Origin of the sequence: Tabrizicola sp., assembly GCF_041911175.1 — a bacterium.
Taxonomy (GTDB): Bacteria; Pseudomonadota; Alphaproteobacteria; order Rhodobacterales; family Rhodobacteraceae; genus Tabrizicola.
In genome coordinates this window covers 1-17,944 of record NZ_JAYRPN010000101.1, presented here as the reverse complement: position 1 = coordinate 17,944, position 17,944 = coordinate 1, and the positions used below count along the sequence as shown (strand labels likewise).

Here is a 17,944-nt window from a genome sequence, read left to right as displayed (position 1 = left end):
CGAAAAACCCGCAAATAGGTAAACTGTGCTGACTTTTATTGTCAGCCGCTTCCTTGTACCAAGGCGCACCCGGAAGTCTTGCCAGGAACGCAGCCGATGGCCACGCAGAAGATGCTCAAATTCGTCACCGTCGGCCGGGAGATGCCCGAGAAGCGGGACGCATCCTCGCGCGCGCAGGATTTCCACGAGATTTACCGCGAGTTCGCCGACCGCAAGGCCGCCGAGCAGGCGAGCCGGTGCAGCCAATGCGGCGTGCCCTATTGCCAGTCGCATTGCCCGCTGCACAACAACATCCCCGACTGGCTGAAGCTGACCGCCGAGGGCCGGTTGCAGGAAGCCTATGAGATCAGCCAGGCGACCAACACCTTCCCGGAAATCTGCGGCCGCATCTGCCCGCAGGACCGGCTGTGCGAGGGCAACTGCGTCATCGAGCAGTCGGGGCATGGCACGGTCACCATCGGCTCGGTGGAGAAGTACATCACCGATACGGCGTGGGAGGAAGGCTGGGTCAAGCCGATCCGCCCCCATGTGGAACGCGCGGAATCGGTGGGCATCATCGGCGCCGGGCCGGGGGGGCTGGCGGCGGCGGACATGCTGCGGCGGCAGGGCGTGCAGGTCACGGTCTATGACCGCTACGACCGCGCGGGCGGCCTGATGGTCTATGGCATCCCCGGTTTCAAGCTGGAGAAGGATATCGTCGAGCGCCGCAATGCCCAGCTGACGGAGGGCGGCGTGAACTTCGTCCTGAACTGCAATGTTGGCGAGGACATCACCTTCGACGCGATCCGGGGCCAGCATGATGCGGTGCTGATCGCGACGGGCGTCTACAAGTCGCGCGACATCGAGGCCCCGGGCGTGGGCGCACGCGGCATCGTCAAGGCGCTGGACTACCTGACCGCGTCGAACCGCAAGGGCTTTGGCGACGAGGTGGCCGAGTATGACTCGGGCGAGCTGAACGCCAGCGGCAAGCGCGTGGTGGTGATCGGTGGCGGCGATACGGCGATGGACTGCGTGCGGACGGCGATCCGGCAGGGGGCGTTGTCGGTCAAGTGCCTGTATCGCCGCGACCGGGCCAACATGCCGGGCTCGCAGCGCGAAGTGGCGAATGCCGAAGAGGAAGGCGTTGAATTCGTGTGGCTTTCCGCGCCGAAGGGCTTCACCGGCGGCACGGATGTCGAGGGCGTGATGGTCCAGAAGATGCGCCTTGGCGCGCCGGACGCCTCGGGCCGCCAGTCGCCGGAAGTGATCGAGGGCGCCGACTATGTCGAGCCCGCCGATCTGGTGGTGCAAGCCCTGGGCTTCGAGCCGGAGGACCTGCCGGGCCTCTGGGGCGTGCCGGAGTTGAAGGTCACGCGCTGGGGCACGGTCAAGGCCGATTTCCGCACCCATGAGACGAGCCTTCCCGGCGTCTATGCCGCAGGTGACATCGTTCGGGGCGCAAGCCTGGTGGTCTGGGCAATCCGGGACGGCCGCGAGGCGGCAGAGGCGATCCTGTCCTATCTGGCCCAGACCGGGGCTGTGGCGGCGGAATAGTCTGGTTCCGGTATGGATCGCGTCTGGCTTCCATCCATACGCGCGCCGGATGCGGGGAAAGTTAAACGTCAGGATATGTGACCTGATTCAAGGTGAAACGGCGATGCGGAAGTTTGTGATCCTTGCCTGTCTGACTGCCCCGGCGGCCCCCGCGCTCGCCGGGACCTGGACCGCGCCGGAGGGTTGCGAGGCGTTCATGACGGTGCAGTCCAAGGGCTGCCGGGTGTCGCACTATTACCGCTGCGAGGCGGACCAGCCGGGCGACCAGTGGCGTGTCGATCTGGATCAGGAGGGGCCGTTCTTCTTTTCCAAGATCGACGGCGAGGGGCAATGGGTCGAGAGCTATGATCCGGTGAAGCAGGTGCTTGACCCGAACCCCGCCGACCCGGCCAGCTACAGCGAGCTGATCGCGGAAGGCATGGACACCTGGAGCTTCGGGTTGTCGAAGGAAGACGGCACCGGCAGCCGGGCCGAGGGCTATGACCGGCTGACGGGGGAAAGCTTCGTCATCGACGGGATCACCCTGCAGCAGACCGAGGTGGATTTCACCGAATACGACCTGGCGGGCAATGTGCTCCGCCGGTCGAAGGGAAATGAATATGTGAACCCCGACTGGCGGCTGTTCTTCGCCGGGCCGGGCGAGACCGACCTCGGCGACGGGCAATGGCTGCCGATCGACGGCTCGCCCATGCAGTTCGTCTTTCCGGGGGAGGAGGGGTTCCTCTCCAGCCAGCCGCTGTTCGATTGCGATGCGCTGACGGCGGAACTGCCGCAATCCGTCTGGAGGGCGCGGTATGAGCCTTGATCGCGACGGCGGATGCCTGTGCGGCGCCGTGCGGTTCAAGGCGCGGCTGACGGGCACGAAATTCGGGGTCTGCCATTGCCCGATGTGCCGGAAATGGACCGGCTTGGCGCTCCTGGGGATCACGGTACCGGAGGGGAACGTCGCCTGGACGGGGCTGGGCCATGTGGCACGGCGCCAGTCCTCACCCTGGGCCGAGCGGGCCTGGTGCGCGGACTGCGGCTCGGCGCTGTGGTTCCGGGTAACAGTGAATGGGCCCTATGCGGGGAACCTGGAACTGCCGGTCGGCACGTTCGACGACGCGAACGGTCTGGCGATGGCCAACGAGATCTACATCGACTTCAAGCCCGACAGCTATGCCTTTGCCGGTGAGGGTCGGCAAGTTTTGACGCGAGCGCAGTGCGTGGAGAAATTCCCGCTGCTGGCCAGTGAATGAGAAGGGGAAAGCCATGACCTATGACGCCGCCTGGGTGCAGGCCGAGGAAGCAAAGCGCGCCTGGCTGGATGCGAACGGGCTCTACAAGGCCGAGGACGAGCATTCCTCCTGCGGGGTCGGGCTTGTGGTTTCCATTTCTGGCAAGCCCAGCCGCAAGGTGGTGGAAAACGGCATCAATGCGCTGAAGGCGGTCTGGCACCGGGGCGCGGTGGATGCGGATGGCAAGACCGGCGACGGCGCGGGCATCCATGTGCAGATCCCGGTCAAGTTCTTCTATGATCAGGTCCGCCGGACCGGGCACGAGCCCGACGCGAAGAAGCTGATCGCCGTGGGCCAGGTCTTCCTGCCGCGCACGGATTTCGGCGCTCAGGAGCGCTGCCGGACCATCGTGGAGACGGAAGTCCTGCGGATGGGGCATTACATCTATGGCTGGCGGCATGTGCCAGTGAATGTGTCGGTGCTGGGCGACAAGGCCAATGCGACGCGGCCCGAGATCGAGCAGATCCTGATCCGCTGCGAGAAGGACGTGGACCAGGAGCAGTTCGAGCGCGAGCTGTACATCATCCGCCGCCGGATCGAGAAGGCGGCGACGGCGGCGGGCATCCAGGGGATGTATCTGTGTTCGCTCTCGTGCCGGTCGATCATCTACAAGGGGATGATGCTCGCCGAGCAGGTGGCGACCTTCTACCCCGACCTGATGGACGAAAGGTTCGAGAGCGCCTTCGCGATCTACCACCAGCGCTATTCGACCAACACCTTCCCGCAATGGTGGCTGGCGCAGCCGTTCCGCATGCTGGCCCACAACGGCGAGATCAATACGCTGAAGGGCAACGTCAACTGGATGAAGAGCCACGAAATCCGCATGGCCAGCGCCAACTTCGGCGAGGCGGCGGAGGACATCAAGCCGATCATCCCAGGGGGCACGTCCGACTCGGGCGCGCTGGATGCTGTGTTCGAGGTTCTGGTGCGGTCGGGGCGGTCGGCTCCGATGGCCAAGACCATGCTGGTGCCCGAGGCCTGGTCGAAGCAGACGGTGAACATGCCGAAGGCCTGGGCCGACATGTATTCCTACTGCAACTCGGTGATCGAGCCCTGGGATGGCCCGGCGGCCCTTGCCATGACCGACGGGCGCTGGGTCTGCGGCGGCCTGGACCGCAACGGGTTGCGGCCGATGCGCTATGTGGTGACCGGCGACGGGATGCTGATCGCGGGGTCCGAGGCCGGGATGGTGCCGGTCGACGAAAGCACGATCCGCGAAAAGGGCGCGCTGGGGCCGGGGCAGATGATCGCGGTCGACATGGTGGAGGGGAAGCTTTTCCACGACACCGAGATGAAGAACAAGCTGGCGGCGTCCCAGCCCTACGGCGAATGGGTCGGCAAGATCGTCGACCTGAACAGCCTGTTGCGTGACATTCCCGAGAACCAGACCTTTACCGGGGCTGAACTGCGCAAGCGGCAGATCGCAGCGGGCTTCACGGTCGAGGAGCTGGAGCAGGTGCTGGCGCCGATGGCCGAGGACGGCAAGGAAATGGTCGCCTCGATGGGCGATGACACGCCGCCTGCGGTGCTGTCTTCGGTCTACCGGCCGCTGAGCCACTACTTCCGGCAGAACTTCAGCCAAGTGACGAACCCGCCCATCGACTCGCTTCGCGAAGGCCGGGTGATGTCCTTGAAGACGCGGTTCGGCAACCTGCGCAACGTGCTGGACGAGAACAACTCCCAGACCGAGATCCTGGTGCTGGAAAGCCCCTTCGTCGCCACCACCGAGTTCGGAGTGATGGTGGAGCGCTTCGGCGACCAGGTGGCCTTCATCGACTGCACCTTCCCGGTGGGCGAGGGGCTGGATGACCTGCGTCAGGGGCTGGAGCGTATCCGGGCAGAAGCCGAGGACGCCGTGCGGTCGGGCGCGGGGCAGCTGGTGTTGACGGATGAGCATCAGGGCGCGGAGAAGGTGGGGATGCCGATGATCCTGGCCACCAGCGCCGTGCATTCGTGGCTGACGCGCAAGGGGCTGCGGACCTTCTGTTCGATCAACGTGCGGTCGGCGGAGTGCATCGACCCGCACTATTTTGCCGTGCTGATCGGGTCGGGGGCGACGACGGTGAACCCCTATCTGGCGCAGGATTGCATCGCCGACCGGATCGACCGCGGGCTGCTGGATGGCAGCCTGACCGACGCGATGCGGCGGTATCGCGATGCCATCGACGCTGGCCTTCTGAAGATCATGTCGAAGATGGGGATTTCGGTGATCTCCTCCTATCGCGGGGGCCTCAACTTCGAGGCGGTGGGCCTCAGCCGCGCAATGGTGGCGGAGTATTTCCCGGGGATGCAGTCGCGCATCTCGGGCATCGGCCTGACGGGCGTGGAGCAGAAGCTGGAAGAGGTCCACCGGCGCGGCTGGCTGGGCGGCGCGGACGTCCTGCCCATCGGCGGCTTCTACAAGGCGCGGCGGTCGGGCGAAAAGCACGCCTGGGAAGCGCAGACGATGCACATGCTGCAATCGGCCTGCGACCGGGCGTCTTATGACATCTGGAAGCAGTACTCCGCTGCGATGCGGGCGAACCCGCCGATCCACCTGCGCGACCTGCTGGACATCAAGGCTTTGGGCAAGCCGGTGCCGATCGAGGAGGTGGAGAGCATCACCTCGATCCGCAAGCGCTTCGTCACGCCGGGCATGTCGCTGGGGGCGCTGTCGCCGGAAGCGCACAAGACGCTGAACGTGGCGATGAACCGGATCGGGGCTAAGTCGGACAGTGGTGAGGGCGGCGAGGACCCGGCGCATTTCACGCCGGAGCCGAACGGGGACAACCCGTCTGCCAAGATCAAGCAGGTGGCCTCGGGCCGGTTCGGCGTGACGGCGGAATACCTGAACGCCTGCGAAGAGCTGGAGATCAAGGTCGCGCAAGGGGCGAAGCCGGGTGAGGGCGGCCAGCTGCCGGGGATGAAGGTCACGGCGCTGATCGCGCGGCTGCGCCATTCGACGCCGGGGGTGACGCTGATCAGCCCGCCGCCGCACCACGACATCTACAGCATCGAAGACCTGGCGCAGCTGATCTACGACCTGAAGCAGATCAACCCGCGCGCCAAGGTGACGGTGAAGCTGGTGTCGTCCTCGGGCGTGGGCACGATTGCGGCCGGCGTTGCGAAGGCCAAGGCGGACGTGATCCTGATTTCGGGCCACAACGGCGGGACGGGGGCCTCTCCGGCCACGTCCATCAAATACGCGGGCCTGCCCTGGGAGATGGGCCTGACCGAGGCGCATCAGGTGCTGGCGATGAACAACCTCCGTGAGCGGGTGACCTTGCGCACCGATGGCGGGTTGCGGACGGGGCGGGATATCGTCATGGCGGCGATGATGGGGGCCGAGGAATACGGCATCGGCACCGCGGCGCTGATCGCGATGGGCTGCATCATGGTGCGCCAATGCCAGTCGAACACCTGCCCGGTGGGCGTCTGCACCCAGGACGAGAAGCTGCGGGCGAAGTTCACCGGGTCTGCGGACAAGGTGGTGAACCTGATCACCTTCTACGCGCAGGAAGTGCGGGAAATCCTCGCCTCTATCGGGGCGCGGAGCATCGACGAGATCATCGGGCGGGCCGACCTCTTGACCCAGGTTTCGCGCGGGGCGGCGAACCTTGACGACCTCGACCTGAACCCGATGCTGATCAGCGTGGATGGGTCGCGGTCGATCACCTATGACCGGACGAAACCGCGCAATGCGGTGCCGGACACGCTGGACGCCGAGATCATCAAGGATGGCCATCGGTTCTTCGAGGACGGCGAGAAAATGCAGCTGTCCTATGCCGTGCGGAACACGCTGCGGACCATCGGCACGCGGGCATCGAGCCATATCGTGAAGAAGTTCGGGATGCGGAACGCGTTGCAGCCCGACCATCTGACGGTGAAGCTGACCGGGTCCTGCGGGCAGTCGCTGGGGGCATTTTCGGTGCGGGGCCTCAAGCTGGAAGTGCAGGGCGATGCCAACGACTATGTCGGCAAGGGCCTGTCGGGCGGCACGATCACCGTGCGGCCGCTGATGTCCTCGCCGCTGAGGGCGGAGGAGAACACGATCATCGGCAATACGGTTCTGTATGGCGCGACGGACGGGTTCCTGTTCGCCTCGGGTCGCGCTGGTGAGCGGTTCGGGGTGCGGAACTCCGGAGCCTCGGTGGTGGTCGAGGGCTGCGGCTCGAACGGTTGCGAATACATGACCGGCGGGGTGGCGGTGATCCTGGGCCGGATCGGCGCGAACTTCGGGGCGGGGATGACGGGCGGGATGGGTTATGTCTACGATCCCGACGGCGTGGCCGAGGATGTGATGAACCTGGAGACGATCCTGACCTGCGCGGTCGGCCACCCGCATTGGGAGATGCAGCTGAAAGGCCTGATCACCCGGCATCTGGAGGAGACCGGCAGCCGCGTCGCCGAGCGCATCCTCGCGAACTGGGACCGCGAGCGGCTGAACTTCCTGCAGGTCTGCCCGAAGGAGATGGTGGACCGCCTGCCCTATCCGCTGTCGGACGAGGTGGCGAAGGTTCCGGCGGAGTAAACGAGAGCGCCCCGGACCTGATCCGGGGCCTCCTTCAAGAACACGAGGCCCCGGATCAGGTCCGGGGCGGGATCTCTGTCAATCCTCGGACGACCTGGCCCAGAGGTTGATCGCCTTTTCCTCGGAAATGGCGTCGATCTGTGCCAACTCCCCGGCGGTGAAGTCCAGGTTCTGCAAGGCGCCGACGCAATCGACCACCTGTTCGGGCTTCGACGCCCCGATCAGCGCGGAGGTGATGCCACCGTTCCGCAGCACCCAGGCCAGCGCCATCTGCGCCAGTGTCTGCCCCCGTGCGGCGGCCATGTCGTTCAGCTTGCGGACCGACCCCAGCGCCTTTTCCACCACCGACGGATGCAGCGACTTGTCCTGCGCGGCGCGGCTGCCCGCCGGGATGCCGTTCAAGTATTTGTTGGTCAGGATGCCCTGCGCCAGCGGCACGAAGGCGATGGAGCCGATGCCAAGGTCCTTCAGCGTGTCCTTCAGCCCGTCGGTTTCGACCCAGCGGTTCAGGATGTTGTAGCTGGGCTGGTGGATCAGCAGGGGCGTTCCCAGATCCTTCAGGATCGCCACCGCCTCGCGGGTGCGCTGGCTGTTGTAGCTGGAGATGCCGATGTATTGCGCGCGGCCCGACCGGACGATGTGGTCCAGCGCGCCCATCGTTTCTTCAAGCGGCGTGTCGGGGTCGAAGCGGTGGGAATAGAAGATGTCGACATAGTCGAGCCCCATCCGTTTCAGCGACTGGTCGCAGGAGGCGATGACATATTTCCGGCTGCCCCATTCGCCATAGGGGCCGTCCCACATCTCGTACCCGGCCTTGGACGAGATGATCAGCTCGTCACGCAGGGAACGGAAATCGGTGCGGAGGAGTTCGCCAAATGCCTCTTCGGCGCTGCCGGGCGGGGGGCCGTAGTTGTTGGCGAGGTCGAAATGGGTGATCCCAAGGTCGAAGGCGGTGCGGCAGATCGCCTGTTTCGTGGCATGCGGTGTGTCGTGGCCGAAGTTGTGCCAGAGGCCGAGGCTGATCGCGGGCAGCTTCAGGCCGGAGCGGCCGCAGCGGTTGTAGATCATCCGGCTGTAGCGGTCGGCGGCGGGGGTGTAGGTCATTTGGGTCCTCCTGTTGGCGCTACCATCCCATGCGGGGCATCCGGCTTCAAGTTGCGCGACGCAGCAATCCGGGGGAAGGTGGCTGCATGAGGCAGGTTCGGCTGGTCTGGGATTTCCTGGTGTGCGTCTGGATGCGGGTCGGCGACGGGCATTTCGGCCTGATCGCCGCCGGGGTTGCCTTCTTTGCCATGTTCGCCGTCTTCCCCGGCCTGGCCGCCGCCGTCGCGGTCTGGGGGATGTTCGCCGATCCCGGTGTGATCCAGGGCTATCTGGTGGTGGCCGAACGCTTCCTGCCGCCCGAAGCGCGGACGCTGATCCACGATCAGGTGATGGGCCTGATCACCGCGCCGCGCAGCGCCCTGCAATGGACGACGCTGCTGTCCGTGCTGATCGCGCTCTACTCCGCCCGCGCGGGGGTTTCGGCGCTGGTGCAGGGGCTGGACGTGGTGCACCGCTCGCGGCCCAGGGGGTTCGTGAAGGGCTGGGCGGTGGATTTCGTCCTGACCACGGCGCTGATCGGGGCGCTGTTCGTGGCGCTGGTGACGGTGGTCGTGGTGCCGATCCTGCTCAGCTATGTGACCTTCGGCACGTTCGAAGCCTGGCTGACCAAGGTCCTGCCCTGGGGGGCGATGTTCCTGCTGGTCGTCACCTGCCTGTCGATCCTCTACCGCTTCGGGCCGAACGTGCCGGGCGGGTTCCGCTCGCCCTGGATCAGCGTCGGCGTGCTGGTCGCGGCGCTGGCCTGGGCGGGGGTGTCGATCGGGTTCTCGGTCTATCTTGCCAATTTCAACAGCTACAACGCGATCTATGGCTCGATCGGGGCGGTGATCATCCTGATGATGTGGCTGTACCTGTCGGTCTGGGCCGTGCTGCTGGGCGGGGCGATCAACGCGGAACTGGACGCAAGGATGCGGGGGGCTCGTCAGTGACCGCAACGCCGCGGGCTACTGCGCGGCGATTTCGCGATTGGCTGGCGACAGGATAGCCTCGGTCACCTCCGACAGCGCCAGCGCCGCCGCGCCATGCGCCCAGAGGAGGTCACCCCAGGCGTGAATTTCGATGGGCGGGCGCGGGCGACCGGTGTCGATGGCCAGGTTCTCCATCTCGGCCAGTGTCTCGGCGGCGTAGAGGTAGTCGTATCGCATCCGCTCGCCCGAGAGGATGATCAGCGAGGGGTCGAAGAGATTGACGACGTTCGACAGGCCAACCGCCAGGTAGCGCCCGGCACGGCGGAAGATCGACTTCGCCGTCGCATTCCCCGCCTTGGCATGGTCGTACAGGCTTTCCAGAAGCACGTTGATCGGCTGGCTTTCCTTGTGGCCCCAGTTCAGCGCCGTCGTCGCCTCACGCGCGAGGGCATAGTCGGCGACATAGGCCTCAAGGCAACCGCGCTGGCCGCAGCGGCAAAGCGCGCCGTCCAGCTGCACCTTGGTATGCCCCAGCTCCATCCCCAGCCTTTGTGCGCCGCGATAGATGCGGTGGTTCATCACGAACCCCATGCCAACGCCGTGCTCGATGGTGACGACGGCGAAATCCGACAGGCTGCGCCCGGCACCGAACCACAGCTCGGCCAGTGCGACAAGGTTGGCGTCGTTGTCGACATAGACCGGCAGGCCCAGGCGGCTGGTGGCCGCAGCGGCGACTGGAACGGCGCGTTCGGCCAGGATCGAGGACCAGAACACCACTCCCTCGGCGCAATCCACGAAGCCCGGAAGCCCGATGCCGACGGCGGAAAGGTCGGCACGGTCCACGCCTGCCTTGGCGCAGACGCGGGCGAGGAGCGTCTCGATGGTGTCGAGGATCTCCGGCAGCGACATCGGTCCCGGCAGGCGCGGAATGGACTCGTCGGCGATCAGCTTGCCCGCGAAGTCGACGATGACTGCGGTATGTTCGCGATCCGACAGCTTCATCCCGGCGACCCGATGGGCCTGCGCCCGGACGCCGAGGGCGACGGCGGGTCGGCCGCGACCGGCGTCATTCTCGCGCGGGGCGGCGACCTCCTCGATCAGGCCGGCCTCGATCAGTTCGGACGACATCGTCGTGACCGAGGCCGGGCTGACGCCGAGATCCTTGGCCAGCTGCACGCGAGGGATCAGCCCTGCGGCGCGGACCAGTTCGAACACCTGTTGTCGCAACGGCCGCTGGCTTTCGGTGAGCGGGGGAATCAGCGGGCCGACACCCTTGCGCCCCTCGCTGCTGGCGGCCGGTTGCAGCTTCGGAAGCATTTGTTCGTTCTCCGAAGGAAAGACCAGGAAATGTGGCCATCGACGCCACAAGCTTGCCACATTCGCGCCGGAATCCGGCGCGCTGCGGGGAGACCCAAGCTTTCACCACCTGATTTATTTTGACAACTGAAATTGTTGGCGCGATCCGAGCTGGGTTGGGGCGGGCCGTGGCTGGAAGCCCTGCTGACCGGGCGGTGCTGCCCATTGCTGCACTTGCAGCCTTTGTGAGCGAGTGCAGGAGGGGGGCCTCCGAACCGGCCAAAGAGCCTGGCGTCGACCGTATCCGGGCGCAAAAGCCTGCTGTCGCGTGCAAGGCGGCCCCGCATCCCATGCCGGTTTCGGCTGGCCTGGCGCTTTTATATTTTGACAACTGAAATTATTCGCGGCATGTTTCCCAAGGTTCTGACGAATCTGCCAAGGTCGTCTCCCCATTGTCATGCGTCCGGGGAGAGTAAAATCTGATCCTGCAAGTAACATTGCAAGGAACAGAAATTGACAATTGATGTGCAGATGCGTCAGATCATGCCAGGCGATGGTCGCCAAGCCGGTTCCAAGTCCGGTGATTCCATGGGAGGAACAAGAATGAAGAAGTCTCTTCTGCTCGCATCCGTTGCGGTTGCGGGGCTGACCTCGGCGGCGTCGGCTGCCGATCTCAAGGTCTGCGTCAGCTGGTCGAACTTCCGCGAAGAGCGCTGGAAGACCGACGAAGCCGCGATCAAGGGCGCGCTGGATGCCGCCGGTGCCGAATACATCTCGGCCGATGCGCAGACCTCGGCGACCAAGCAATTGGCCGACATCGAAGGCATGATCACGCAAGGCTGCTCGGCGCTGATCATTCTGGCGCAGGACTCGGCCTCGATCGGCCCGGCGCTGGATGCTGCCGCTGACGCTGGTGTGCCGGTGGTGGGCTACGACCGCATGATCGACGACCCGCGCGCCTTCTACCTGACCTTCGACAACGTCGAAGTGGGCCGGATGCAGGCCGCCGAAGTGCTGAAAGTGGCGCCGAAGGGCCGCTACGTCATGATCAAGGGCTCGCCGGTTGACCCGAACGCCGACTTCCTGCGCGGTGGCCAGCAAGAAGTTCTGCAAGCCGCCATCGACGCTGGCGACATCACCATCGTCGGCGAGGCCTATACCGACGACTGGCAGCCCGCCAATGCGCAGAAGAACATGGAGCAGATCCTGACCGAGACCGACAACGGCGTCGATGCCGTGGTCGCGTCGAACGACGGGACCGCGGGCGGCGTCGTGGCGGCACTGACCGCGCAGGGCATGGCGGGGATTCCGGTTTCCGGCCAGGACGGCGACATGGCGGCGCTGAACCGCGTGGCGCTTGGCACGCAGACGGTGTCGGTCTGGAAGGACAGCCGGGCGCTGGGCAAGGCCGCGGGCGAGATCGCCGTGGCGCTGGCCTCGGGCACGGCGATGGCCGATGTTCCGGGTGCGGCGGTCTTCAAGTCGCCGGGCGGCAAGGACCTGACCTCGGTCCTGCTGAAGCCGGTTCCGATCACCAAGGACAATCTGAACGTCGTCCTCGACGCGGGCTGGATCACCAAGGACGTGCTCTGCGCCGGCGTTTCGGGCGTGGCCGTCTGCGAATGATCTGAGAGGGTGGAGAGCCCCGGTCCTGCGAGGGGCCGGGGCTGTTCTTTCGGGGGATTGGCGCCGCTAGGTCGCCGCAAGGGAGGAAAGCATGACGCAACAAGGGGTTGCTGCCCAAGCCGCAGCGCCACGTCGCAGCGTGATCGACACGCTGGAAATCGACGTGCGTCTTCTGGGGATGCTCATGGCCTTCGCTGCCGTGGCCGTCGTTTTCACCATCTGGACCGGGGGCACCTTCGTGGGCCCGCGCAACGTGTTCAACATCGCGGTGCAGACGGTGCCGGTGGCGATCATGGCCTGCGGCATGGTCTTCGTGATCGTGGCGCGGCACATCGACCTGTCGGTCGGCTCGATGCTGGCGATGTGTTCCGCCGTGATGGCGATGAGCCAGGCGCAGTGGCTGCCGAAGCTGTTCGGCCTGGAATATGGCAACCCGGTCATCCTGGTGGCGACGATCCTGATCGGCCTGGTCACCGGCACGCTCATCGGCTCGCTGACGGGATGGCTGGTCGGCTACCAGCGCATTCCCTCGTTCATCGTGACGCTGGGCGGGCTTCTGATCTGGCGCAACCTGAACTGGTTCACCACCAACGGCCAATCGGTCGCGCTGACCGATCCGAACCTCCTGATGTTCGGCGGTACCGAGGGCGTGCTGGGGGCAACGGCAAGCTGGGTCGTCGGCCTGATCGCTTCGGCCGTGGCGATCTGGACCATCATGTCGGCGCGTCGCACCAAGCAGGGTCACGGCTTCATGGTCAAGCCGCTATGGGCCGAGACGGTGCTGGGCGCGCTGATCGTCGGGGCCATCCTGTTCTTTGTCGGCTGGCTGAGCCGCTATCCGATCCCCGAGGCCAAGCTGAAACGCCTGTTCGAGGCGCGGGGCGAGGCGATGCCCGAGGGCTACACCGCGATGCACGGGCTGCCGATCTCGGTCCTGATCCTGATCCTTGTGGCGGTCGTCATGACCGTGGTGGCGAAGAAGACCACCTTCGGGCGCTATATCTTCGCGATGGGCGGCAACCCGGATGCGGCAGAGCTTTCCGGGATCAACACCCGCCTGCTGACCGTCAAGATCTTCGCCCTGATGGGCTTTCTCTGTGCCGTCGCCGGGCTGGTCGCGCAGGCGCGGCTGCAAAGCCACGGCAACGACCTGGGCGACAAGTGGGAGCTGTGGGTGATCGCGGCCACCGTCATCGGCGGCACGGCCCTGGCCGGGGGCATCGGCACGATCTACGGCGCGGTCCTGGGGGCGCTGATCATGCAGAGCCTGCAATCGGGGATGGCGATGGTCGGGGTCGACACGCCGTTCCAGAACATCATCGTGGGCCTGGTGCTGGTCATCGCCGTCTGGGTCGACATCCTGTATCGCAAACGTCTGGGGCTGACCAAATGAACCAGTCTGCACGCACTCCCCTGGTCGAGATGCGCGACATCTCGATCTCGTTCGGCGGGATCAAGGCCGTCGACCATGTCTCGATCGACCTCTACCCCGGCGAAGTGGTCGGCCTTCTCGGCCACAACGGCGCGGGCAAGTCGACGCTGATCAAATGCCTGTCCGGCGCCTATCAGAAGGACGCGGGCCAGATCCTGATCAACGGCGAGGAGGTCCAGATCAACAACCCGCGCGACGCCCGGGCCCAGAACATCGAGACGATCTACCAGACGCTTGCGCTGGCGGACAATCTGGATGCGGCCTCGAACCTGTTCCTCGGGCGCGAGCTGAAGCGCGGGGGCCTCGTCGACGACGCGAAGATGGAGGCCGAGACCCGCAAGATCATGGGCCGCCTCAACCCCAACTTCCGCAAGTTCAACGTGCCCGTCTCCGCGCTCTCCGGCGGCCAGCGCCAGTCGGTCGCCATCGCGCGGGCGGTCTACTTCAACGCCAGGATCCTGATCATGGACGAACCGACCGCCGCGCTGGGGCCGCATGAAACCCAGATGGTCGCCGAACTGATCCAGGAGCTGAAGGCGCAGGGACTTGGCATCTTCCTGATCGAGCATGACATCCACAACGTCATGAAACTGTGTGACCGGGCCAGCGTGATGAAGAACGGCCAGCTTGTCGGGACGGTGAACGTGAACGAAGTCACTGACGACGACATCCTGGGCATGATCATCCTCGGGAAACGCCCGGCGCATCTGGCCGCCTGATGTATATCGGGCTTGATCTCGGCACCTCCGGGCTGAAGGGGGTTCTGATCGGCGAGGACCAGACGGTCCTTGCCGAGGCCACCGCGCCGCTGACGGTCCAGCGCCCGGCGGAGGGGTGGAGCGAGCAGGCCCCGTCCGACTGGATCCATGCGGCCGAGACGGTGTTCGACCGGCTGGCGGCGCAGAAGCCGCTGGGGCAGGTGCGGGGGATCGGGCTGTCCGGACATATGCACGGTGCGACGCTGCTGGACGCGCGGGACGAGGTGCTGCGCCCCTGCATCCTGTGGAACGACACCCGCAGCCATGAGGAAGCCGCCGAACTGGATGGCGACCCGATGTTCCGCCGCCTGACGGGAAACATCGTCTTCCCGGGCTTCACCGCGCCCAAGCTTCTGTGGGTCGCACGGCACGAACCGGCGATCCGCGACCGGGTGGCGAAGGTCCTGCTGCCGAAGGATTATCTGCGGCTCTGGCTGACCGGCGAGCATGTTGGCGAGATGTCGGATGCCGCCGGGACCTCCTGGCTGGACACCGGCAAGCGGGACTGGTCGGATGATCTGCTGGCGGCGACCGGACTGGACCGGAGCCAGATGCCGGGTCTTGTCGAAGGGTCAGAGGTTTCGGGCACTCTGCGCGAGGCGCTGTCGACGCGCTGGGGCCTGCCGAAAGGCGTGGTCGTGGCGGGCGGCGGCGGCGACAATGCCGCCTCGGGCGTCGGCGTCGGCGTGGTGCGGGCGGGGGAGGCGTTTGTCTCGCTTGGCACCTCGGGCGTCCTCTTCGCCGCCAATGACGGCTACCAGCCCGACCCGGACACCGCCGTCCACACCTTCTGCCACGCGCTGCCAGACACCTGGCACCAGATGGGCGTGATCCTGGCGGCGACCGACGCGCTGAACTGGTATGCGCGTCTGATCGGCACCGAGGCCGCCCGGCTGACCGGCGAGCTGGGCGATCTGCAAGCCCCCGGCAAGACCCTGTTCCTGCCCTACCTTGGCGGAGAGCGGACGCCGCTGAACTCGGCTTCCGTGCGCGGGGCCTTCACCGGCCTGGAACACGCCACCGACCGCAAGGCCGCGACCCGTGCCGTGCTGGAGGGCGTGACCTATGCCATCCGCGACAGCCGCGATGCGCTGGCCGCCACCGGGACGAAGCTGGAGAACCTGCTGGCGGTGGGCGGCGGAACCCGGTCGGATTACTGGCTGAAGCTCATCGCCACCGCGCTCGACTGCCCGGTGCAGCTGCCGGTCGCGGGCGATTTCGGCGGGGCCTTCGGGGCCGCGCGCCTTGGCCTCATGGCCGCGACCGGGGCGGGGGCCGAGATCGCCACTCTGCCGCCCATCGCCCGGGTGATCGAGCCCGATCCGTCCCTCACCGACGCCTTCGACGCAGGCCACGCCCGCTTCCGCGCTGCCCAATCCGCCATCAAGGACCTGACATGACCGAATTCTTCAAGGGTATCCCGCAGATCAAATACGAAGGCCCGTCGTCCTCCAACGAATTCGCCTTCCGCCACTATGACGCGAACGAGGTTATCCTCGGCAAGCGGATGGAGGATCAGCTGCGGTTCGCGGTCGCCTATTGGCACAGCTTCGCCTGGCCCGGCGGTGACCCGTTCGGCGGGCAGACCTTCGAGCGGCCCTGGTTCGGCGACGGCATGGCGCTGGCGAAGCTCAAGGCCGATGTGGCCTTCGAGATGTTCGATATCCTGGGGGTGCCGTTCTACTGCTTCCACGACGCCGATGCCCGGCCCGAGGGGGCGACCTTCGCCGAAAGCCTGAAGAACCTGAACGAGATCGCCGACTACCTGGGCGAGAAGCAGGGCAAGCACAAGGCCAAGCTCCTGTGGGGCACGTCGAACCTGTTCAGCCACCGGCGCTGGATGTCGGGTGCCGCCACCAACCCCGACCCGGACGTCTATGCCTATGCCGCCGCGACGGTGAAGGCGAACATGGATGTGACGCACCGGCTGGGCGGGCAGAACTACGTCCTCTGGGGCGGGCGCGAGGGCTATGAGACGCTGCTCAACACCGACCTGAAGGCCGAGCGCGCCCATGCCGGGCGGTTCCTGCAGCAGGTGGTCGACTACAAGCACAAGATCGGTTTCAAGGGCACGATCCTGATCGAGCCGAAGCCGCAGGAACCGTCGAAGCACCAGTACGACTATGATGTGGCCACGGTCTACGGCTTCCTCAAGGAGTTCGGGCTGGAGCAGGAGGTGAAGACCAACATCGAGCAGGGCCACGCCATCCTTGCGGGCCACAGCTTCGAGCACGAGATCGCGCTGGCGGCTGCGCTGGGCATCTTCGGGTCGATCGACATGAACCGGAACGACTACCAATCCGGCTGGGACACCGACCAGTTCCCGAACAACCACGCCGAAAAGGCGGTGGCCTTCTACGAGATCCTGAAGGCGGGGGGCTTCATCACCGGCGGCGTGAACTTCGATGCGAAGATCCGCCGTCAGTCGCTGGATCCGGAGGATCTGATCCTGGCCCATGTCGGTGGCATGGACACCTGCGCCCGGGCGCTGAAAGCTGCCGCCGCGCTGTTGGAAAGCGGGGAAATGGAGGCTGCGGTCAAGACGCGCTACGCGGGCTGGAACGACCCCAAGGCGCAGGCGATGCTGAAAGGCACGCTGGAAGAGGCCGCTGCGCGGGTGATCAGTGAGAAGCTGGAGCCGCAGCCCAAGTCCGGGCGGCAGGAGCGGCTGGAGAACCTCTGGAACCGCTACGTCTGACGGCGGCTCCTCGTGCGCCTTCGGCTTCTCGTCGCTTGGCGAGGAGCGCCGAAGGCGACGACGAGCATTTCAGTCGCCCCCGGCCAGCAGCGCCGCCAACCCCTGCGGGTAGTCGGGGTAGAGCAGCTTCACCCCAAGCTCGGCCTTGATCCGGTCGTTCCGCACCTTCTTCGACTCGTTGTAGAAGCCCCGCGCCATCGGGGTCATGGTCGGTTCCACCTCGGCGAAGGGCACGGCGGGCGGCTCGGGCAGGCCCAGAAGCCGTGCCGCGTAACCGATCACCTCTTCCGGCGGGCAGGGGTTGTCGTCGCAGACGTTGTAGGCCGCACCCGGGTCGGGCTGGCGGATCGACGCTTCCAGCACCTGCGCGATGTCGTCGACATGGATGCGGCTGAATACCTGCCGCGGCTTGATGATGCGCCGGGCAGTGCCGTCACGGACCTTCTCGAACGGCCCTCGACCGGGGCCGTAGATGCCCGCCAGCCGGAAGATATGCACCGGCAGGCCGGTCGCCTGCCACTGGCCCTCCGCCAGCACCCGCTGCCGCCCCCGGTCGGACTGCGGGGTCAGCGGAGTGGTTTCGTCCACCCAGCCGCCGTCATGGTCGCCATAGACCCCGGTCGTCGACAGATAGCCGACCCACTGCGCTTTCGACTGCGCAATCCCGGGCACTGCGCGCAGGAACGGGTCGCCCTGCGCATCCGGCGCGGCAGAGCAGAGGATATGCGTCGCCTCGGCCAGAGCGGCCCAAAGGTCGCCGGGCCACATCAGTGGCTCCACCCCCTCGGCTCGGAAGGCCTCG

At 66.0% G+C, this 17,944-nt stretch carries 13 protein-coding genes; 10 read left to right on the top strand and 3 right to left on the bottom strand.

The features are described 5' to 3' along the window. Positions 1-96: 96 nt before the first annotated feature. From ACE3P6_RS13730 to gltB, 4 genes are all read left to right on the top strand, one after another. Positions 97-1,533, top strand: coding sequence for an NAD(P)-dependent oxidoreductase (locus ACE3P6_RS13730; protein WP_374395987.1), 1,437 nt, complete (start codon positions 97-99; stop codon positions 1,531-1,533). 103 nt (positions 1,534-1,636) lie between these two features. Next, a complete protein-coding gene (locus ACE3P6_RS13725; RefSeq protein ID WP_374395984.1) occupies positions 1,637-2,338 on the top strand; it encodes a hypothetical protein in 702 nt (233 codons plus the stop codon). Continuing rightward, positions 2,328-2,771, top strand: a complete 444-nt coding sequence (locus ACE3P6_RS13720) for a GFA family protein (protein WP_374395982.1) — start codon at positions 2,328-2,330, stop codon at positions 2,769-2,771. The genes ACE3P6_RS13725 and ACE3P6_RS13720 overlap by 11 nt, the downstream gene beginning before the upstream one ends. A gap of 13 nt (positions 2,772-2,784) precedes the next feature. Continuing rightward, positions 2,785-7,320 carry a glutamate synthase large subunit gene (gene gltB, locus ACE3P6_RS13715; RefSeq protein ID WP_374395980.1) on the top strand — a complete coding sequence of 1,512 codons (4,536 nt, stop codon included), beginning with the start codon at positions 2,785-2,787 and terminating at the stop codon, positions 7,318-7,320. Positions 7,321-7,398: 78 nt separating this feature from the next. Here gltB and mgrA read toward each other — a convergent pair whose 3' ends face one another. After that, a complete protein-coding gene (gene mgrA, locus ACE3P6_RS13710) occupies positions 7,399-8,424 on the bottom strand; it encodes an L-glyceraldehyde 3-phosphate reductase (protein WP_374395978.1) in 1,026 nt (341 codons plus the stop codon). A gap of 86 nt (positions 8,425-8,510) precedes the next feature. Between mgrA and ACE3P6_RS13705 the strand changes: the two genes are divergently transcribed. Beyond that, positions 8,511-9,353: a YihY/virulence factor BrkB family protein gene (locus ACE3P6_RS13705; RefSeq protein ID WP_374395975.1), complete on the top strand. Its 843-nt coding sequence runs from the start codon at positions 8,511-8,513 to the stop codon at positions 9,351-9,353. A gap of 15 nt (positions 9,354-9,368) precedes the next feature. Here ACE3P6_RS13705 and ACE3P6_RS13700 read toward each other — a convergent pair whose 3' ends face one another. Then, entirely contained in the window at positions 9,369-10,649 is a 1,281-nt protein-coding gene (locus tag ACE3P6_RS13700) for an ROK family protein (protein WP_374395972.1), read from the bottom strand. A 582-nt stretch (positions 10,650-11,231) separates the two neighbouring features. Here ACE3P6_RS13700 and xylF point away from each other — a divergent pair. From xylF to xylA, 5 genes are all read left to right on the top strand, one after another. Beyond that, entirely contained in the window at positions 11,232-12,254 is a 1,023-nt protein-coding gene (xylF, locus tag ACE3P6_RS13695) for a D-xylose ABC transporter substrate-binding protein (protein WP_374395970.1), read from the top strand. Positions 12,255-12,345: 91 nt separating this feature from the next. Next, complete coding sequence (locus ACE3P6_RS13690; protein ID WP_374395968.1) at positions 12,346-13,647, top strand: sugar ABC transporter permease; 1,302 nt, start codon at positions 12,346-12,348, stop codon at positions 13,645-13,647. After that, positions 13,644-14,405, top strand: coding sequence for an ATP-binding cassette domain-containing protein (locus ACE3P6_RS13685; protein ID WP_374395965.1), 762 nt, complete (start codon positions 13,644-13,646; stop codon positions 14,403-14,405). Before ACE3P6_RS13690 ends, ACE3P6_RS13685 begins: the two co-directional genes overlap by 4 nt. Then, on the top strand, positions 14,405-15,844 hold the full coding sequence (gene xylB, locus ACE3P6_RS13680) for a xylulokinase (protein ID WP_374395963.1): 1,440 nt from the start codon (positions 14,405-14,407) through the stop codon (positions 15,842-15,844). Before ACE3P6_RS13685 ends, xylB begins: the two co-directional genes overlap by 1 nt. Then, positions 15,841-17,142 (top strand): xylose isomerase, encoded by a 1,302-nt coding sequence (gene xylA, locus ACE3P6_RS13675; protein WP_374395960.1) that lies wholly within the window; start codon positions 15,841-15,843, stop codon positions 17,140-17,142. Before xylB ends, xylA begins: the two co-directional genes overlap by 4 nt. 69 nt (positions 17,143-17,211) lie before the next feature. Here xylA and ACE3P6_RS13670 read toward each other — a convergent pair. Further along, on the bottom strand, positions 17,212-17,944 hold a 733-nt coding region (locus ACE3P6_RS13670; protein WP_374395958.1), incomplete at its 5' end, for an SDR family oxidoreductase.

What these genes read in the sequence shown, in the direction of transcription:
- ACE3P6_RS13730 (WP_374395987.1), top strand. Translation starts at nt 97, where the DNA reads ATGGCCACGCAGAAGATGCTCAAATTCGTCACCGTCGGCCGGGAGATG.
- ACE3P6_RS13700 (WP_374395972.1), bottom strand. Translation starts at nt 10,649, where the DNA reads ATGCTTCCGAAGCTGCAACCGGCCGCCAGCAGCGAGGGGCGCAAGGGT.
- ACE3P6_RS13725 (WP_374395984.1), top strand. Translation starts at nt 1,637, where the DNA reads ATGCGGAAGTTTGTGATCCTTGCCTGTCTGACTGCCCCGGCGGCCCCC.
- ACE3P6_RS13705 (WP_374395975.1), top strand. Translation starts at nt 8,511, where the DNA reads ATGAGGCAGGTTCGGCTGGTCTGGGATTTCCTGGTGTGCGTCTGGATG.
- xylA (WP_374395960.1), top strand. Translation starts at nt 15,841, where the DNA reads ATGACCGAATTCTTCAAGGGTATCCCGCAGATCAAATACGAAGGCCCG.
- xylF (WP_374395970.1), top strand. Translation starts at nt 11,232, where the DNA reads ATGAAGAAGTCTCTTCTGCTCGCATCCGTTGCGGTTGCGGGGCTGACC.
- ACE3P6_RS13685 (WP_374395965.1), top strand. Translation starts at nt 13,644, where the DNA reads ATGAACCAGTCTGCACGCACTCCCCTGGTCGAGATGCGCGACATCTCG.
- gltB (WP_374395980.1), top strand. Translation starts at nt 2,785, where the DNA reads ATGACCTATGACGCCGCCTGGGTGCAGGCCGAGGAAGCAAAGCGCGCC.
- ACE3P6_RS13720 (WP_374395982.1), top strand. Translation starts at nt 2,328, where the DNA reads ATGAGCCTTGATCGCGACGGCGGATGCCTGTGCGGCGCCGTGCGGTTC.
- xylB (WP_374395963.1), top strand. Translation starts at nt 14,405, where the DNA reads ATGTATATCGGGCTTGATCTCGGCACCTCCGGGCTGAAGGGGGTTCTG.
- mgrA (WP_374395978.1), bottom strand. Translation starts at nt 8,424, where the DNA reads ATGACCTACACCCCCGCCGCCGACCGCTACAGCCGGATGATCTACAAC.
- ACE3P6_RS13690 (WP_374395968.1), top strand. Translation starts at nt 12,346, where the DNA reads ATGACGCAACAAGGGGTTGCTGCCCAAGCCGCAGCGCCACGTCGCAGC.